This is a genomic window from Streptomyces sp. NPDC044704 (genome assembly GCF_056433525.1).
In genome coordinates, this window is sequence record NZ_JBWKGY010000011.1 from 76,337 (window position 1) to 92,065 (window position 15,729).

The window sequence follows — 15,729 nt, forward strand, 5'->3', positions numbered from 1 at the left end:
TCATTCCCCGGACGCGGGAGGGACGCACAGCCAGAGGGTGAGGTGGGAGCCGGAGCGGGCGGCGGACGGCTCCGGGCTCCAGCCGTGGGCGGCGTAGAAGGCCTGGGCACGGTGGTTGTGCTCGAAGACCTCCAGGCGGACCCGTTCGATCCCGGCCCGGCGCCAGGCGTCGAGGCAGGCCGCGTGCAGGGCGGCGCCGGTTCCCCGGCGCCAGTGGCCCGGGTCGACGTGGAGCTGGGTGAGGGTGGTCTCGCCGTCGGCGGTGCGGAAGGCGGCGACACCGGTGACCTCGCCGTCCCGCTCGGCGCACAGCACCTCGCCCTCCGCCGCGACCCGGGCGACGGCGCGGGACCAGGCCTCGCGGGCCCGCTCGACCGCACGGTCGCCCCTGTAGGTCTCCTCGGGGACCCGGCCCTCGTAGTAGGTGGCCCGGGCCCGCACGTGCAGGGCGGCTATGGCGTTGACGTCGGCGGCGAGCGCGGTCCTGATCATGGACAGGGAAACGCGCCGGGAACCCGCTCCGGTTCCCGGCGCGCCGGTCCTGCCCCCGCGGCGGCTACTTCTTCAGCCAGGCCGCCATCATCTTCTGGGCGATGGGCGCGGCCAGCTTGCCGCCGCCGATCTCGGTGCGGTCGGTGTCGGAGTTCTCGATCATCACGGCCACCGCGATCTGCTTGTCGCCCGCCTTCGCGTACGAGGTGAACCAGGCGAGCGGCGGGATGCTGTTGTTCACGCCGCGCTGCGCGGTACCGGTCTTGCCGCCGACCTCGGCGCCCGGCACCTGGGCGGGCTTGCCGCCGCCCTCGGTGGCGACCGTGCGCATCGCGTCGGCGAGCATCGAGGCCGTCTTCTGGCTCATGACCTGGTCGGACTTCGGGCTGGTGAAGCTCTCCAGGACGTTGCCGTCGGCGTCGGTCACCTCGGAGACCATGTGCGGGGCGACCAGCTTGCCGCCGTTCTGGATCGCGGCGGTCACCATGGCCATCTGGAGCGGGGTGGCCTGCACGTCGAACTGGCCGATACCGGTCTGCGCGACCTGGTCGACCGACATCTTCTTCGACGGGTACTTGCTGGGCGGGTTGGTCCGCACCGGGGTGTCGATCTGGACGTTGAAGCCGAGCTTCTCGGCCATCGCGCGCATCTTGTCCTGGCCGAGCTTGGAGGCCAGCTCGGCGAAGACGTTGTTGCAGGACAGCTTGAGGGCGGTGCGGGCCGAAACGTTGTTGCAGGCCGCGTCGCCCGCCTCGCTGGGCAGGTTCGTACGGGTGCCGGGGATCGTGTACGGGGCGGCGATGCCGGTCGGCTGGTCGATGCCGGCGACGAGCCCGTTCTCGATCGCCGCGGCGAGGGTGACCAGCTTGAAGGTGGAGCCGGGGGCCTGCGGCTTGCGCAGCGCGACGTTCTCCATCGCCTTGCCCTTGTCGGCGGAGAGCTCCTGCCAGGCGGCGGAGTCATTGGCGCCCGTGATGCGGCCCGGGTCGTACGACGGGTTGTTCACGACGGCCAGGATCGCGCCGGTCGCCGGGTCGATGGCCACGGCGCTGCCCTGCTTGCCGTTCAGCGCGTCGTAGGCGGCCTTCTGGACGCCCTTGTCGATGGTCGTCAGGACGTTGCCCGGGTCGGCCCGCTTGTTGGTGAGCATGTCCATCACCGTCTTGAGCCGGGTGTCGGAGCCGTTCAGGACGCTCTTGTAGACGCCTTCCAGCATGCTCGTGCCGTAGGCCTGGGAGCTGTATCCGGTGATCGGCGCGTAGAGCGGTCCGTCCACGTACGTCCGCTTGTATCCGAAGTCCTTGCCGGCCGTCTTCTCCGAGCCGGTGATCGCCTCCCCGCCCACGATGATGTTCCCCAGCGGGTTCTCGTACTGCCCGATGAGGTTGCGCCGGTTGTGTTCGTCGTCTGCGAGGGCCTGGCCTTGGTACGCCTGCACCCAGGTGACCCGCACCAAGAGGGCCAGCACGAGAAGCAGACAGAAGACCGACGCACGCCTGATCGTTTTGTTCATCCCCCAGAAGGACGCGCGAGCGGCCCCGGGCGTTCCGCTCTGCCCCGATTGTGGCGGGGTTCTCAGCCTTTCCTCATGATGAAGCCCCCCTCGTACGCCGCGATGACCGCCTGGGTGCGGTCGCGGGAGCCGGTCTTGGCGAGGACCGACGCCACGTGCGTCTTGACGGTCTGCGGTCCGACGCCGAGCCGCCGGCTCAGCTCGTGGTTGGACAGTCCGGTGGCCATCAGGCGCAGGACGTCGGCCTCCCGGCCCGTCAGCCGGGCCCCCGGGCCCACCGCCGTGAGGACCGTCTGGACCGGGAAGGCGACCACGATCGGGGCGAGGAGACCGGTGGCGACGAAGACCGGGACGGTCAGCAGCCAGGCCGGTATCCTCAGGCCCCAGGGCCGGGTGAACGCGAACACGAGCAGGATCACGCAGGCGTCCATGGCCAGCGTCATGCCGTTCGCCACGACGATGACCGGCCCGCGCTCCAGCAGCACGCTGCCGTCCGGTATCCCGATCCGGCTCCCCGCCACCCAGGCGGCTTTGAGGGTCAGGTAAGGAACCGTCGCGGCCAGGGCCGCCGCCCGAAAGATCCGCCGCCCGGTCCCCGGAGCGGGGGCCGGCGCCGGGGAAGGCGGCCGCGTCGCGTGCGTCGTGTGCGGGGCTCGTGTGGTCATGTCCCCACGGTCCCGTGCGCGCCGCCCCGCCACCTCCCCCACGAAGGTGAACCGCCTCCCCCACGTGGGGGAGGTACACCCGCCTCCGCCGCGCCCCGTGCGCGGCCCGCGCCCACCGGCGCCGCGCCCCGCCGCCTCACCGCCCCCGCCCCCCGCCGCCTCACATGCGCCGCGTCACCACCGACAGCCGGTCCCGGGCCTCGAACAGAGCCGCCTTGATCACCTGCTCGTGCCCCGCCGTCAGCCGGGCCACCGGCACCGAGCAGCTCACCGCGTCCCGCGCCGGCGTGCGGTACGGCACCGCCACCCCGAAGCAGCGCAGCCCGAGCGTGTTCTCCTCCCGGTCCAGGGCGTACCCCTGCTCCCGCACCAGCGCCAGTTCCTCCACCAGCTGCTCCCGGTCGGTGATGGTGTGCTCGGTGACCGCCTCCAGCCGCCGCGGCAGCAGCCTGCGCACCTCCTCGTCGGTGTGCGTGGCGAGCAGCGCCTTGCCGAGCGCCGTCGAGTGGACGGGCAGCCGCCGCCCGACGCGGGTGAAGGGCCGCAGGTAGTGCTGCGACTGCCGGGTGGCGAGGTAGACGACGCTGGTCCCGTCCATCCGCGCCAGGTGGATGGTCTCGGTGGTGTCGTCGGAGAGCCGGTCCAGGGTGGGCCGGGCCGCGGCGACGACCTCGTCCCCGTCGATGTACGAGCTGCCGACCAGCAGGGCCCGTACACCGATCCCGTACCGGGTGCCCGTGGCGTCGGTCTCCACCCACCCCAGGCCCACCAGGGTCCGCAGCAGCATGTAGAGGCTGGACTTGGGCAGCAAGAGGTCGTTCTGGATGTCGGCGAGGCTGTGCAGGCCCGGCCGCGCCGCGAAGTGCTCCAGGAGCAGGACGGTGCGCACCGCCGACTTCACCGGCGCCGCCGTGGCGTGGCCCTCCGACTCGGCTGTCGTCATACGCCTACTTCCCCTCTGGTCGGCTCTGATCGCCTCTTGTCACGCGGTGGACGCGGAAATAGAGTCCGCAGCAGAAGTGATCATTCATCCACCGGAACGGCGTTCAGAATACTGAACGATCCAGGAGGTAGCGGGCGATGGCAGCGACACCAGTCTGGAGTGTGGACCCCCGCACCGGGAAGCAACGCGAACGGGTTGCGGTGGAAGCCACACCCCACGAGGTGGACGGGGCCGTACGCGCGGCGCACACGGCCCGCGCCGCACTCGCCGACGCCACCACCCGCGCCGCCTTCCTGCGCGGAGCGGCCGAGCTGCTCGACGGGGCCGCCGACCTGGTCGTCGCGACCGCCGACGCCGAGACCGCGCTGGGCCCGGGCCGGCTCACCGGCGAACTCGCCCGCACCACCGGCCAGCTGCGGGCCTTCGCCGACGCCGTCGACGAGGGGTCCTACCTCGACGTCCGCATCGACCGGGCCGATCCGTCGCTCACCCCGCCGCGCCCCGAGCTGCGCCGCTACAAGGTGCCGCTGGGGGTGGTCGCCGTGTACGCCGCCTCCAACTTCCCCCTGGCCTTCTCGGTGCCGGGCGGGGACACCGCGAGCGGCCTGGCCGCCGGCTGCCCGGTCGTCGTCAAGGCCCACCCCGACCACCCGGCCACCTCCGAGCTGTGCGCCTCCCTGCTGCGCCGGGCGGCCGTGGCGGCCGGGCTGCCGGCCGAAGTGGTGGGCCTGGTGCACGGCTTCGACGCCGGCCTGGAGCTGATCCGCCACCCGCTGGTCTCCGCCGCCGGGTTCACCGGCTCCATCCGGGGCGGGCGGGCCCTGTTCGACGCGGCCGCGGCCCGCCCCGTACCGATCCCCTTCCACGGGGAACTGGGCTCCCTCAATCCCGTCGTGGTCACCGATGCGGCCGCCGCCGAGCGGGCCGAGGAGATCGGCACCGGGCTCGCGGGGGCCGTCACCCTGGGCGCGGGCCAGTTCTGCGTCAAGCCCGGCCTGGTCCTGGTGCCGGACGGCCCGGACGGCGACCGGCTCGCCGACGCGCTCGCCAAGTCCCTCGCGGAGACCGGACCGGGCGTGCTGCTCGACCACCGGATGCGGGAGAACTTCCTGGCGGGGGTCCGCGAGCGCGCCGCCCTGCCCGGAGTCACCGCCCCCGTCGCCCCGGGCCCCGGCGGGGACCACGCGGTCGCTGCGGGCTTCCTGAGCGTCGGCGCCCGCGACCTGCTGGAGGGCGGCGCGCACGAGCCGCTGCTGGAGGAGTGCTTCGGCCCGGTCACCGTCGTCGTCCGGTACTCCGGGCAGCGCGAGGCGGCCGACGTGCTGGGCCGCCTCGGCGGGAACCTCAGCGCCACGCTCCAGCTGTCCCGCGCCGAGGGCGAGGGCGCACCGGGTCCGGCCGGCGAGCTGATCCGGCAGGTCACGGAGCTCGCGGGCCGGATCGTGGTCAACGGCTGGCCCACCGGGGTGGCCGTGGCCCCGGCCCAGCACCACGGCGGCCCCTACCCGGCCGCCACCTCCCACTCCACCTCCGTCGGCGGCACCGCGATCGAGCGCTGGCTGCGACCGGTGGCCTACCAGTCGGTGCCGGACGCCCTGCTCCCGGCGGAACTGCGGGAGGCCAACCCCCTGGGCCTGCCGCGCCGCGTGACGGGCGGCTGACACGGGACGCGGGCGTCGGCCCCCGGACCGGGCCGACGGCGCACGCGCGCTCCGGTGCCCCGCGCGGGGTGCCGGGCGGCGGCCGGACGCCGGGGCCCGCGCGGGGGCGGCCGACGGGCAGGGACTCCGGTAATTGCGTTGCCGCCCCGCACCCGGCGCGGCAGGCTGCTGCCCATGCCGAAGCCGCAGGGATTCACGTACGAGAAGCACGGCGACGGCACCGTCGTCATCACGCACCGGGGTCGCGCCGCGGGCACCCTGCGCGGGGGCCGGGCCGACAAGTTCCTGGCCGAGGTGGAGTCCGGCGACGCGCAGCTGGTGATGGCCCGCTGGACCGGCGCCTACAAGTTCGGCAACGAGCGCATGGCCAGGAACCACCCGCGCAACCGGCGCTGAAATATCCCGCGAGGGTAAGGGAACGGCAAAGCCCCTCCGGTCGTTCTCCCGGCATGACCGCTATGACCCCTGGTTCCAACCTGCCGCTCAACACCGCCCGCGTGACGGTGGACGTGGCCGCCCCGGTGCGGCTCGACGTGTCGGGGCTCCTGCTCGCGGCGGACGGCAAGGTGCGTTCCGACGCCGATTTCATCTTCTACAACCAGCCCTCGGGCCCGGGCGTCAGCTACCGGTCCGGCGGCGGGTCGGCGCCGGACTCCATCACGGTGGACACCTCGGCGCTGCCGCCGGGCATCGAGCGGATCGTGGTCACGGCCAGCCCCGACGCCGCCGGGCAGACCTTCCAGGGCGTCGAGCCCACCGCCACCGTGCGGGACGCGGCCGGCGGCTCGGTGATCGCCACCTTCACCCCGCCGCAGCTCGGTTCCGAGACCGCGCTCGTGGTCGTCGAGGTCTACCAGCGCGCGGGCGCGTGGAAGGTCCGCGCGGTCGGCCAGGGTTACTCCAACGGCCTCGCCGGGATCGCCACCGACTTCGGGGTCTCCGTGGAGGACGAGCCCGCCCCGGCGGCGCCGCCCGCCCCGCCGGCCGCTCCCCCGGCGCCGCCGGTCTCGCACCCCGCGTCCCCCTGGCTCGGCGGTCCCTCGACCCCCGCGACCGCGCCCGTGCCCCCGTCCGCCCCGCCGGCGGCCGCGCCCGCCGCCGCTCCGGGCGCCGGGAAGATCAACCTCGACAAGGGCCGGGTCAACCTCCAGAAGAACCAGACCGTCTCCCTCGTCAAGGGCGGCCGCCCGCTGCTGTCGCAGGTCAAGATGGGTCTGGGCTGGGAGCCGGCCTTCCGCGGCCGGGACATCGACCTCGACGCGTCCGTGATCGCCTACGGCCCGCAGCGCAACCACATCGACAGCTGCTACTTCGGCAAGCTGTCCATCCTGAACGGCGCCATCAAGCACTCCGGGGACAACCTGACCGGTGAGGGCGCCGGGGACGACGAGGTGATCGTCGTGGACCTGGGCCGGCTGCCCGCGGACGCGACCGGCCTGGTCTTCACCGTCAACTCCTTCTCCGGCCAGAAGTTCAGCGAGGTGGCCAAGGCCTACTGCCGGCTCATCGACGCGGCGAGCGGCGAGGAGCTGGTGCGCTTCGACCTCACCGGCGCCGAGCCGCAGACCGGCGTCATGATGGCCAAGCTGATCAAGCAGTTCACGGGCGAATGGGAGATGACGGCCATGGGCGACTTTGTGAAGTCCCGCACAGTGCGCGGCATGGTGAAGCCCGCTTCCCAGGCACTCTGAGCAGGTGGGCGGGCACATGGCGCTACGGGCGGCCGTACCGGGTGATTGATTCCACCCCTCATACGGAAGTCTGCGCCGGTGCCCGCCCGTAGCCTTGGATCCATGCAGAACACACTCCAGCCCGCGGGTCCCGCGCGCCCGTCCGCCGCAGAGGCGAACGAGGCGATACGGCACCTCGTCGAGTCCAGGGTGGACGGCGAGTGGCCCTCGGAGGCGTACGAGTTCCTGCTGGAGGAGTGGGCCACGGCCGCCCGCGCCGAGACCCGGTAGCCTCCCGGCGGCCGCTCCCCCTGGCCGGCGGGGTCAGCGCCCGCGCCGCCACGGGCCGGTGATCGCCAGCATGATGCCCGGGTCCTGGATGTTCGCGTACAGGGTCCGGCCGTCCGGGGAGAAGCACACCCCGGTGAACTCCGAGTACTCCGGCTCCTCGGCCGAGCCGATGTTCAGTTCGTTGCGCGCCAGCGGGTAGGTGCGGCCCGACTCGGTCGCGCCGAACAGGTGCTGGAGGCCGCTGCCGTCCTCGGCGATGACCAGCCCGCCGTACGGCGACACCGTGATGTTGTCGGGGCCGTCGTAGCCGCCGTCGGCGGACGGGTCGGCGTTCACTCCGATGAGGACGGTCAGCCGGACCGTGCGCCGCTTGGGGTCGTAGAACCACACCTGGCCGTCGTGCGCGGCGCCCGGGCTCTCCTCGCGCGCGTAGGAGGAGACGAAGTAGGCGCCGCCGTCGGCCCACCACATGCCCTCCAGCTTGCGCCCCCGGGTCACGGCGCCGTCCGCGAACTGCTTGCGCACCGGCACCGTCCGCGCGTCGCGGTCGGCCACCGTCACCCAGTCCACCCCGTACACCGTGCCGATCCGGGTCGCGCGCGAGAGGTCGTCGACGAAGCGGCCCGAGCTGTCGAAGCACTTGGCGGCCGCGAGGACACCGGCATCGGGGGCGAGCGTGCGCAGCTTGCCGCGGCCGTGCCGGAACCCGCGCGGCGGGGTCCAGCGGTAGAGCAGCCCGTTGGGGCCCGAGGCGTCCTCGGTGAGGTAGGCGTGGCCCTGGCGCGGGTCGATGACCACGGCCTCGTGGTCGTACCGTCCGAAGGCCTTGACCGGACGCGGGTCGCGGTTGGCGCGGCGGTCGTGCGGGTCGACCTCGAAGACGTATCCGTGGTCCTTGGTCATGCCGTTCTTGCCGGCCAGGTCCGAGTTCTCCTCGCAGGTCAGCCAGGTGTCCCAGGGGGTGGCGCCGCCCGCGCAGTTGGTGGAGGTGCCGGCGATGCCCACCCATTCGGCGACCTCGCCGCCCCGCCGGACCTCGACGACCGTGCAGCCGCCCGCGGCGGCCGGGTCGTAGACGAGGCCCTCGGCGAGCGGCACGGGGCGCGGCCAGCCGGTGCGCGGGCCCTTCAGCTCGTGGTTGTTGACGAGGAGGGTGACGCCGCGGTGGCCTGCGAAGGCGGCCGTCCCGTCGTGGTTGGAGGGGGTGCTCTCACCGGACTCCAGGGTGGTGACCCCGCTGTGGGTGATCACCCGGTAGGCGAAGCCGGCGGGGAGCGCGAGCAGTCCCGCCGGGTCCGGGACGAGCGGGCCGTAGCCCGGGCCGTGCGGGCGGCCCTGCCCGTCGTGCCGCGCGCCGTCGTCGGCCGCCAGTGCCCCCGGGGCGGTGGCGAGCGCGCCGACCGTTCCGGTGAGGGCGACCCCCGCCCCGGCGAGGACGGTACGGGCGGTGAAGTCTCTGCGGGTGAGGGGCATCGGGTCTCCAGGGGTGGGGAGGTGGCGCGCCTGACGTACGGTCGTCGGCGCACACGCTCCCGCCCGTACGTGAACGGCCGCTGAACTACCCGGAAATGCGGCCCGTCCCCTTGAGAGAGGGCGGAATGGCGAACTCCGCCCCGGGGAAAGGCTTGTTGCGCACCCCCGGGGCGCTCGTCACCCCTCGGGCGAAGGCCGGTCGGAGACCCGGCCCGGCGCCCGCGTCAGGACTGCCGGGCCCGCGTCAGGACTGCCGGGCCCGGGTCAGGGCTGCCGGGAGCGGGCCTTGAACGCGGCCTTGCGGGCCTCCTTCGAGGCCTTCTTGTCCGGGTGCAGCCGGCCCATCGCCTCCAGGACGTACGCCGTGGCGGGGTGTTCCACGCGCCAGGCCTGCTCGAAGAACCCGGTGTGGTGCTCCGTCAGGGACCGCATCAGCAGCGGGAGTTCGTCGGTCTCCCCGTCCGCGGCGAGCTGGGCCGCGATCGTGTCGACCGTCAGCCAGAACACCATCGTGCCGTCCGGAGCCGGTACGTCGGCCACCCCGTGCTCGGCCAGCCAGACCCGGGCGAGCCCGCCGAGCTCCGGGTCGTCCAGCACGGCCCGGACGGCCGGCTCCGCCTCCCGCCCGGCGGGCGCGAGCGCCTGCTGGCAGCGCAGCCGGCGCAGCGGGCCGCCCTCGTCCGCGCCGCGGGCCGCGGCCAGCAGTTCGGCGACCGCCCCGGGCAGGTCGCGGCCGTCCAGCCACTGCTCGATCTCGGCCTGGGCGGCGCTCTCGGGGTAGAAGGAGACCGCGTCGAGGAGGGTGTCCGCGCCCTTGTCGGCCAGTTCTCCGATCGCCGGTGCCTCCACCCCGGCCTCCAGCATGCGGGCCCGCACGCCGTACAGGCCGAGCGGCGTCAGCCGGACCATCCCGTAGCGGGACACGTCCTCGTCGTCGTCCGCGTCCGCCGCCCCGGGGTCGTCCGCGGCCTCCGCGCCGGGAAGGTCGTCCTCCTCCGCCATGAGCGCCTCGTCGACGGGGCGGAACTCGACCAGCCCGATCGGCTCCAGCTGCCGGAACTGGTCGTCGAGGCGCATCATCGCGTCCGACACCTGCTCCAGCACGGCGTCGGTGGGTTCGCCCATGTCGTCGGGCACGACCATCGACGCGGCGAGCACGGGCAGCGGCACGGGCGCTTCGCCCGCCCCGCCCTCGGAGACGGTGAGGAGGTAGAGGTTGGCGAGGACCCCGTCGAGGAAGTCCGCCTCGCGCTGGGGGTTCCAGTCCAGCCGGTCGAAGTCGATCTCGCCGCCCGCGTCCATGGCGTCGACGAGGTCGTCCAGGTCGGGGACGGCCGCGTCCGCGAGGACGGTGTCCAGCGCCGCCAGCCACAGGTCGAGCACGTCGCCGGGTGCCCCGCCGGTGAGCAGGGCGAGGTCCTCGCCCGGGGCGGCGGTGCCGTACTCCGGCTCGCCGCCCTCGGCGCCGTCGCCGCTGTCCTCCTCGGGCTCGGTCACGTCGACCAGGCCGGTGTCCACGGCCACCCGCCAGGCCTGGCTCGCGTGGGCCGGGGCGTCCTCGTCGGCGGCGTCGAGGCCGAGCGCGCTCGCGGCCTGCGGCAGCTGGTCGGCGACGAGTTCACCGCCGACGTCGACGCGGGTCTCGGGCCCGGCCCAGCGGGCGAGCCGGACGGCGCGGGCGAACAGCGGGGCGACGAGGGCGTCGCGGGCCAGCTCCGCATCGGAGTGCAGCCGTACCGGCGGCAGCGTGGGGTGCGGCTCTGCGGACATGGGGTGGTTCTCCTCGGACACGATGGGGCGGTGGGGCGGTGGAACAGCCGGACAGCGGGACAGCGGGACAGCGGTGCGACGACGGGGCGCTGACGGGACGGGGCGGCCGGAGCGGGCGCCCGGGAGGGGCGGCTCCGGGGGGCCGGTGCCGGGCCGTCAGGCCTCGTACGGCGACCCAGCGTAGACGCAATTCGGGCAGGCCCGGGGGGCCATCGCCTTTGGTTCATCCCACAGTCAGCTTCCGTATGCCCTGGAGGCCTTGACAACTTCCCTGGTCACCCAGGAAATTGACGCGCGTAGATGTATCGGGACCCTCAGGGTTCACCCTCCTCCACACACCGGAGTTCCCGCCCATGCGCTCCTCGCATCCCCGTTCCGCCGCCGTCGCGGCCCTCGTCGCCACCGCGCTGGCCACCGGCCTGCTCGCCGGTACCGCCGACGCGGCCGAAGGCGCCGTGTCCGCCGATCCGATACGCATTCACGACATCCAGGGCACGACCCGGATATCCCCGCTCAACGGCAAGGCGGTCGCCGACGTCGAGGGCATCGTCACGGGGGTGCGCACGTACGGTTCGCGCGGCTTCTGGATCCAGGACCCGGACGCCGACGACGACGCCGCGACCAGCGAGGGCGTCTTCGTCTTCACCAGCTCGGTCCCGACCGTCGCGGTCGGCGACGCGGTCAAGGTCTCCGGCACGGTCGGCGAGTACGTCCCCGGCGGCGTCAACTCCGGCAACCAGTCGGTCACCCAGATCTCCAAGCCCACGGTGACCGTGGTCTCCTCCGGCAACGCGCTGCCCCAGGCCGCCGCCGTCAACGAGTACACGGTTCCCGCCGCGTACGCCCCGAACGGCGACACCGCCGCCGGCGGCAGCATCAACGGCCTGACCCTGGACCCCTCGCGGTACGCCCTGGACTTCTACGAGTCCCTGGAGGGCATGAACGTCAAGATCGGCACCTCCCGCGTGGTCGGTGCCACCGACCCGTACTCGGAGCTGTGGGTCACGGTCAAGGGCTGGGAGAACACCGCGAAGCGCGGCGGTACGGTCTACGGCTCGTACGAGTCCCAGAACACCGGCCGCCTCCAGATCCAGCAGCTCGCGCCCGTCGCGCAGCAGCCCTTCCCGGTCGCCAACGTCGGCGACAAGCTGACCGGCACCACCGAGGGCCCCCTGGACTTCAACCAGTTCGGCGGCTACACGCTGGTGGCCCGCACCCTGGGCACCGTCAAGGCGGGCACCATCGCCCCGGAGAAGACCAAGGCGCAGGCGGCGGGCGAGCTCGCGGTGGCCACGTACAACGTCGAGAACCTCGACCCGACCGACCCGCAGGAGAAGTTCGACGCGCTCGCGAAGGCGGTCGTGGAGAACCTCGCCTCCCCGGACATCCTGGCCCTGGAGGAGATCCAGGACGACAACGGCGCCAAGAACGACGGCGTCGTCTCGGCCGGGCAGACGCTGACGAAGTTCACGGCGGCGATCGCGGCGGCCGGCGGCCCGGCCTACCAGTGGAAGACCGTCGACCCGGAGAACAACAAGGACGGCGGCGAGCCCGGCGGCAACATCCGCCAGGTGTTCCTCTACAACCCGGCGCGGGTCTCCTTCACCGAGCGCGCCCCGGGCGACGCGGCGACGGCGACCGGTGTGACCTCGGTGAACGGCAAGGCCGCGCTGACCCACTCCCCCGGCCGGATCGACCCGGCGAACCCGGCGTGGGCCGACAGCCGCAAGCCGCTGGCCGGCGAGTTCGTCTTCAAGGGCAAGACGGTCTTCGTGATCGCCAACCACTTCGGCTCCAAGGGCGGCGACGAGGGCCTGACCTCGCACCACCAGCCGCCGGTGCGCTCCTCGGAGGCCAAGCGGCTGCTCCAGGCCCAGGCGGTGAACGGTTTCGTCAAGAACGTCCTGGCGGCCGACAAGAACGCGAACGTCCTCGTCCTCGGTGACATCAACGACTTCGAGTTCTCGGCGACGACGGAGGCCCTCGCGGACGGCGGCGCCCTGTACCCGGCGATCAAGTCCCTGCCGAAGGCGGAACGGTACTCCTACGTGTACCAGGGCAACGCGCAGGTGCTGGACCAGATCCTGACGAGCCCGGCGATCAAGAACTTCACGTACGACAGCGTGCACATCAACGCCGAGTTCGCGGCGCAGAACAGCGACCACGACCCGCAGGTGCTGCGCTTCCGCCCGTAGCGCGCGGGACCCACGGACCGCAGGGGGCCCGGGCGCCGTCCCGCCCGGGCCCCCTGCCCGTGTCCGCGTACGGCGGGTTCACGCGGGCCCGCGGGCGTGACGGGCGCCCTTGCCGGACAAGTGGGGACTTTCGGCCCTGGCGTGAGCCTCGCCACATCTCTCCCGAATGGGCCGGTTGTGGTGGTTGAGTATCGGCACGCCCGATCTTCCACCCGTATCCGTACCGGCTCGTACCGGCACGTACCGTTCGCACTCCGCGGAGGTCCGCGTGTTCCCCTCGATCTCGCTCGCCCAGGAAATCGGCCTCGCCGTCCTGTTCGTGGCCGCCCTCGTCTGGATCGTGGGCCTCGGCCACATGCTGTGGGACAGCCGCTTCCACCACCCGGAGCCGGCCGCCGCCCTCGAGGGCCTGCCGGTCATCCCGGCCCAGCGCGGCCCGGCCTCGCACCCGATGGAGTCGGTGGAGCTGACCGAGGCGGAGCAGGAGGCCTTCGCCGGCCTGATCCGCAGGATCCCGCTGCGCTGAGCGGCCCGCCCGGGCCGGCCCCACCGAGCCCGGCCCCGGTCCCGACCCGCGCACCACGCACGCGGCGCCCCTCACCCCCGGCGGGGTGAGGGGCGCCGTACGTACCGGCCCGTGCGGGTCAGCCGCGCCCGTGCGGGTCAGTTGTGGCTGCGCGCATCAGGTTGTGGCTGTGCGCATCAGTTGTGGCCGTGCGCATCAGTTGTGGCTGTGCAGGACCTCGTTGAGGCCGCCCCAGGCCGCCTTGTACGGGCGGGCCTCGACGGCGCCGGTGACCGAGTTGCGGCGGAAGAGGATGTTGCTGGCGCCGGAGAGCTCCAGGGCCTTGACGATCTGGCCGTCCGGCAGGGTCACCCGGGTGCCCGCGGTCACGTACAGGCCCGCCTCGACGACGCACTCGTCACCCAGGGCGATGCCGACGCCCGCCTCGGCGCCGATCAGGGTGCGCTCGCCGATCGAGATGATCTGCTTGCCGCCGCCCGAGAGGGTGCCCATGGTGGACGCGCCGCCGCCGATGTCGGAGCCGTCGCCGACCACGACGCCCGCGGAGATGCGGCCCTCGACCATGGAGGTGCCGAGGGTGCCGGCGTTGAAGTTGACGAAGCCCTCGTGCATGACGGTGGTGCCCTCGGCGAGGTGCGCGCCGAGGCGGACGCGGTCCGCGTCGGCGATGCGCACGCCCTTGGGGGCGACGTAGTCGGTCATGCGGGGGAACTTGTCGATCGAGGTGACCTGGAGGTGCAGGCCCTCGGCGCGGGCGTTCAGGCGGACGGTCTCGACCTGGTCGACGGCGACCGGGCCCAGGGAGGTCCAGGCGACGTTGGCCAGCAGGCCGAAGACGCCGTCCAGGTTCTGGCCGTGCGGCTTGACCAGGCGGTGGCTCAGCAGGTGCAGGCGCAGGTACGCGTCGTGGGCGTCCAGCGGCTTGTCCTCCAGGGAGGCGATGACCGTGCGGACGGCTACGACCTCGACCCCGCGGACCGCGTCCGAGCGGACGGCCTTGGCCGCGGCGGCGCCGAGGAGCTCCACGGCCTGCTCGGCGGTGAGGCGCTCGGTTCCGGCCGGGCCGGGCTCGGCGACCAGCTCGGGGGCGGGGAACCAGGTGTCGAGGACGGTGCCGTCGGCGGTGAGGGTGGCAAGTCCGGCGGCGACGGCGCCGGTGGTACGCGTAGCAGTCATGCCCGAAACCTAACCGGCGACGGCCCGCGGTCGCGAACCGGTCTCATGTGCCGGGCGTCCGGCGTGTCCTTCCGGCCCGGTTCCGGCCGCTTCCCGGGCCGTACCCTCCGCCTTCTGCTCCCCGCTGCCGCCGGCGGCCCGGGCGGCCCGGTCCCGGCGCAGCGAGAGCCCGATGACGACCGCGCCCGCCCCGGCCGTCAGGGCCGCGCACAGCGGCCACAGCAGCCCCGGCGCGGCCGCGTAGAGCGCGCCGCCCGCGGAGGGCCCGACGACGACGCCGACGACGGACACCCCCGCGTACAGGCTCTGGAACCGGCCGACGGCGTGCTCGGGGGCCTGGTCGGCGACGTAGGCGGTGGCGGTGGTCTTGTAGAGGATCTCCCCCAGGCTCAGCAGCACCATCATCGTGACGGCGGTGGCCCATCCGGCGCCGAGGATCAGGGCCGCGTACCCGGCGCCGACGAGGACGAATCCGGTCCCGATGACGGCCAGCGGCGGCCGGTCGCGCAGGGCGACGGCGGCGGGCAGTTCCAGGAGCAGGATGACGGCCCCGTTCAGGGCGATGACGAGCCCGAAGGCGCGTACGTCGAGGCCGTGGTCGGCGAGGAAGACGGGGAAGGTGAAGTACTGCTGCCGGTAGACGACGTCCACGAGGAGGATCGCGGCGAGCAGCACCAGGACCGCGGGCCGGGCCCTGAGCTCGGCGAGCACGCCGCGGCCCTGACCCCCGTCCGGGGCCGCGGCGTGCTCGCGGGCCGCGCCGCGGGCGGGTACGGCCCGGGCCGTCCACAGGGCGAAGAAGAGCGTGCCGAGGCCGTCGCCGACGAAGAGCCACTCGTACGAGAGGCCGCTCGCGACCAGGGCCCCCAGTGGCGGGCCGAGGGTGAAGCCGCCGTTGGCGACACACCGTACGACGGCGAAGGCCTGGCGGCGGTTCCCCTCGGGGACGGTGACGGCGACCAGGGCCGCGTTGGCGGCGCGGACGACGCCGGAGGCGTACTGGGCGAGCGGCAGGGCCGCGTACAGCAGCGGGGTGGGCAGCAGCGGGAAGGCCATCAGGGTCAGACCGCCCAGGGTGGAGGCGGCGAGCAGCACCCGGCGGTGGCCGAAGCGGTCGCCGTACCAGCCGCCGGTGAAGTTGCCGGCGACCAGGCCGACGCCCCCGATGCCGGTGACCACGCCCGCCTCGGCGGCGCCGAGGCCGCGCGGGCCGGTCAGGTAGAGGAAGACGAAGACGAAGGTGAAGCTGACGACGGCATTGACGAACACCCCCGCGGCCAGCAGCCACACGACCTTGGGCAGATCCCTGAACCCCTGCAGCACACCGTTCCCCCGTATCCCCGACCGAGTCAGT

Annotated in this window: 14 protein-coding genes; 6 read left to right on the forward strand and 8 right to left on the reverse strand. The window is 73.4% G+C overall.

Translation table 11 applies throughout. The features are described 5' to 3' along the window. The 4 genes from AC07B0_RS25285 to AC07B0_RS25300 all read right to left on the reverse strand — a co-directional run bounded on the left by AC07B0_RS25285 (window position 1) and on the right by AC07B0_RS25300 (window position 3,613). A complete protein-coding gene (locus tag AC07B0_RS25285; RefSeq protein ID WP_478898983.1) occupies window positions 1-492 on the reverse strand; it encodes an N-acetyltransferase family protein in 492 nt (163 codons plus the stop codon). A gap of 64 nt (window positions 493-556) precedes the next feature. Next, a complete protein-coding gene (locus AC07B0_RS25290) occupies window positions 557-2,005 on the reverse strand; it encodes a peptidoglycan D,D-transpeptidase FtsI family protein (protein WP_478898984.1) in 1,449 nt (482 codons plus the stop codon). Between the two features lie 62 nt (window positions 2,006-2,067). Continuing rightward, a complete protein-coding gene (locus AC07B0_RS25295) occupies window positions 2,068-2,670 on the reverse strand; it encodes a helix-turn-helix transcriptional regulator (RefSeq protein ID WP_478898985.1) in 603 nt (200 codons plus the stop codon). Window positions 2,671-2,830: 160 nt separating this feature from the next. Continuing rightward, the gene (locus AC07B0_RS25300) at window positions 2,831-3,613 is read right to left on the reverse strand and encodes an IclR family transcriptional regulator (protein WP_478898986.1); all 783 of its coding nucleotides are present in this window, start codon (window positions 3,611-3,613) and stop codon (window positions 2,831-2,833) included. 137 nt (window positions 3,614-3,750) lie between these two features. On the opposite strand from AC07B0_RS25300, the gene AC07B0_RS25305 reads away from it, so the two are divergent. From AC07B0_RS25305 to AC07B0_RS25320, 4 genes are all read left to right on the forward strand, one after another. Then, a complete protein-coding gene (locus tag AC07B0_RS25305) occupies window positions 3,751-5,274 on the forward strand; it encodes an aldehyde dehydrogenase (NADP(+)) (RefSeq protein WP_478898987.1) in 1,524 nt (507 codons plus the stop codon). Between the two features lie 174 nt (window positions 5,275-5,448). Next, window positions 5,449-5,670 carry a hypothetical protein gene (locus tag AC07B0_RS25310; protein ID WP_356884067.1) on the forward strand — a complete coding sequence of 74 codons (222 nt, stop codon included), beginning with the start codon at window positions 5,449-5,451 and terminating at the stop codon, window positions 5,668-5,670. A gap of 62 nt (window positions 5,671-5,732) precedes the next feature. Next, window positions 5,733-6,965, forward strand: a complete 1,233-nt coding sequence (locus tag AC07B0_RS25315) for a TerD family protein (RefSeq protein WP_478898988.1) — start codon at window positions 5,733-5,735, stop codon at window positions 6,963-6,965. 102 nt (window positions 6,966-7,067) lie between these two features. Next, window positions 7,068-7,235, forward strand: a complete 168-nt coding sequence (locus AC07B0_RS25320; protein ID WP_356879677.1) for a hypothetical protein — start codon at window positions 7,068-7,070, stop codon at window positions 7,233-7,235. Window positions 7,236-7,268: 33 nt separating this feature from the next. Here the strand turns inward: AC07B0_RS25320 and AC07B0_RS25325 are convergent, their stop codons facing one another. Together AC07B0_RS25325 and AC07B0_RS25330 are read right to left on the reverse strand one after the other, a co-directional pair. Continuing rightward, window positions 7,269-8,708: an alkaline phosphatase PhoX gene (locus AC07B0_RS25325; protein ID WP_469380268.1), complete on the reverse strand. Its 1,440-nt coding sequence runs from the start codon at window positions 8,706-8,708 to the stop codon at window positions 7,269-7,271. Between the two features lie 264 nt (window positions 8,709-8,972). Continuing rightward, window positions 8,973-10,478 carry a hypothetical protein gene (locus tag AC07B0_RS25330; RefSeq protein WP_478898989.1) on the reverse strand — a complete coding sequence of 502 codons (1,506 nt, stop codon included), beginning with the start codon at window positions 10,476-10,478 and terminating at the stop codon, window positions 8,973-8,975. A 353-nt stretch (window positions 10,479-10,831) separates the two neighbouring features. On the opposite strand from AC07B0_RS25330, the gene AC07B0_RS25335 reads away from it, so the two are divergent. Together AC07B0_RS25335 and AC07B0_RS25340 are read left to right on the forward strand one after the other, a co-directional pair. Beyond that, window positions 10,832-12,673 carry an endonuclease/exonuclease/phosphatase family protein gene (locus AC07B0_RS25335; protein WP_469380264.1) on the forward strand — a complete coding sequence of 614 codons (1,842 nt, stop codon included), beginning with the start codon at window positions 10,832-10,834 and terminating at the stop codon, window positions 12,671-12,673. A gap of 268 nt (window positions 12,674-12,941) precedes the next feature. Then, the gene (locus AC07B0_RS25340) at window positions 12,942-13,199 is read left to right on the forward strand and encodes a hypothetical protein (protein ID WP_478898990.1); all 258 of its coding nucleotides are present in this window, start codon (window positions 12,942-12,944) and stop codon (window positions 13,197-13,199) included. A 195-nt stretch (window positions 13,200-13,394) separates the two neighbouring features. Here AC07B0_RS25340 and dapD read toward each other — a convergent pair whose 3' ends face one another. Next, a complete protein-coding gene (gene dapD, locus AC07B0_RS25345; protein WP_356879689.1) occupies window positions 13,395-14,375 on the reverse strand; it encodes a 2,3,4,5-tetrahydropyridine-2,6-dicarboxylate N-succinyltransferase in 981 nt (326 codons plus the stop codon). Window positions 14,376-14,384: 9 nt separating this feature from the next. Next, entirely contained in the window at window positions 14,385-15,695 is a 1,311-nt protein-coding gene (locus AC07B0_RS25350; RefSeq protein ID WP_356879778.1) for an MFS transporter, read from the reverse strand. Between the last annotated feature and the right edge of the window lie 34 nt (window positions 15,696-15,729).

Coding starts and splice junctions, on each gene's coding strand:
- AC07B0_RS25285 (WP_478898983.1), bottom strand. CDS start 492: ATGATCAGGACCGCGCTCGCCGCCGACGTCAACGCCATAGCCGCCCTG.
- AC07B0_RS25290 (WP_478898984.1), bottom strand. CDS start 2,005: ATGAACAAAACGATCAGGCGTGCGTCGGTCTTCTGTCTGCTTCTCGTG.
- AC07B0_RS25295 (WP_478898985.1), bottom strand. CDS start 2,670: ATGACCACACGAGCCCCGCACACGACGCACGCGACGCGGCCGCCTTCC.
- AC07B0_RS25300 (WP_478898986.1), bottom strand. CDS start 3,613: ATGACGACAGCCGAGTCGGAGGGCCACGCCACGGCGGCGCCGGTGAAG.
- AC07B0_RS25305 (WP_478898987.1), top strand. CDS start 3,751: ATGGCAGCGACACCAGTCTGGAGTGTGGACCCCCGCACCGGGAAGCAA.
- AC07B0_RS25310 (WP_356884067.1), top strand. CDS start 5,449: ATGCCGAAGCCGCAGGGATTCACGTACGAGAAGCACGGCGACGGCACC.
- AC07B0_RS25315 (WP_478898988.1), top strand. CDS start 5,733: ATGACCCCTGGTTCCAACCTGCCGCTCAACACCGCCCGCGTGACGGTG.
- AC07B0_RS25320 (WP_356879677.1), top strand. CDS start 7,068: ATGCAGAACACACTCCAGCCCGCGGGTCCCGCGCGCCCGTCCGCCGCA.
- AC07B0_RS25325 (WP_469380268.1), bottom strand. CDS start 8,708: ATGCCCCTCACCCGCAGAGACTTCACCGCCCGTACCGTCCTCGCCGGG.
- AC07B0_RS25330 (WP_478898989.1), bottom strand. CDS start 10,478: ATGTCCGCAGAGCCGCACCCCACGCTGCCGCCGGTACGGCTGCACTCC.
- AC07B0_RS25335 (WP_469380264.1), top strand. CDS start 10,832: ATGCGCTCCTCGCATCCCCGTTCCGCCGCCGTCGCGGCCCTCGTCGCC.
- dapD (WP_356879689.1), bottom strand. CDS start 14,375: ATGACTGCTACGCGTACCACCGGCGCCGTCGCCGCCGGACTTGCCACC.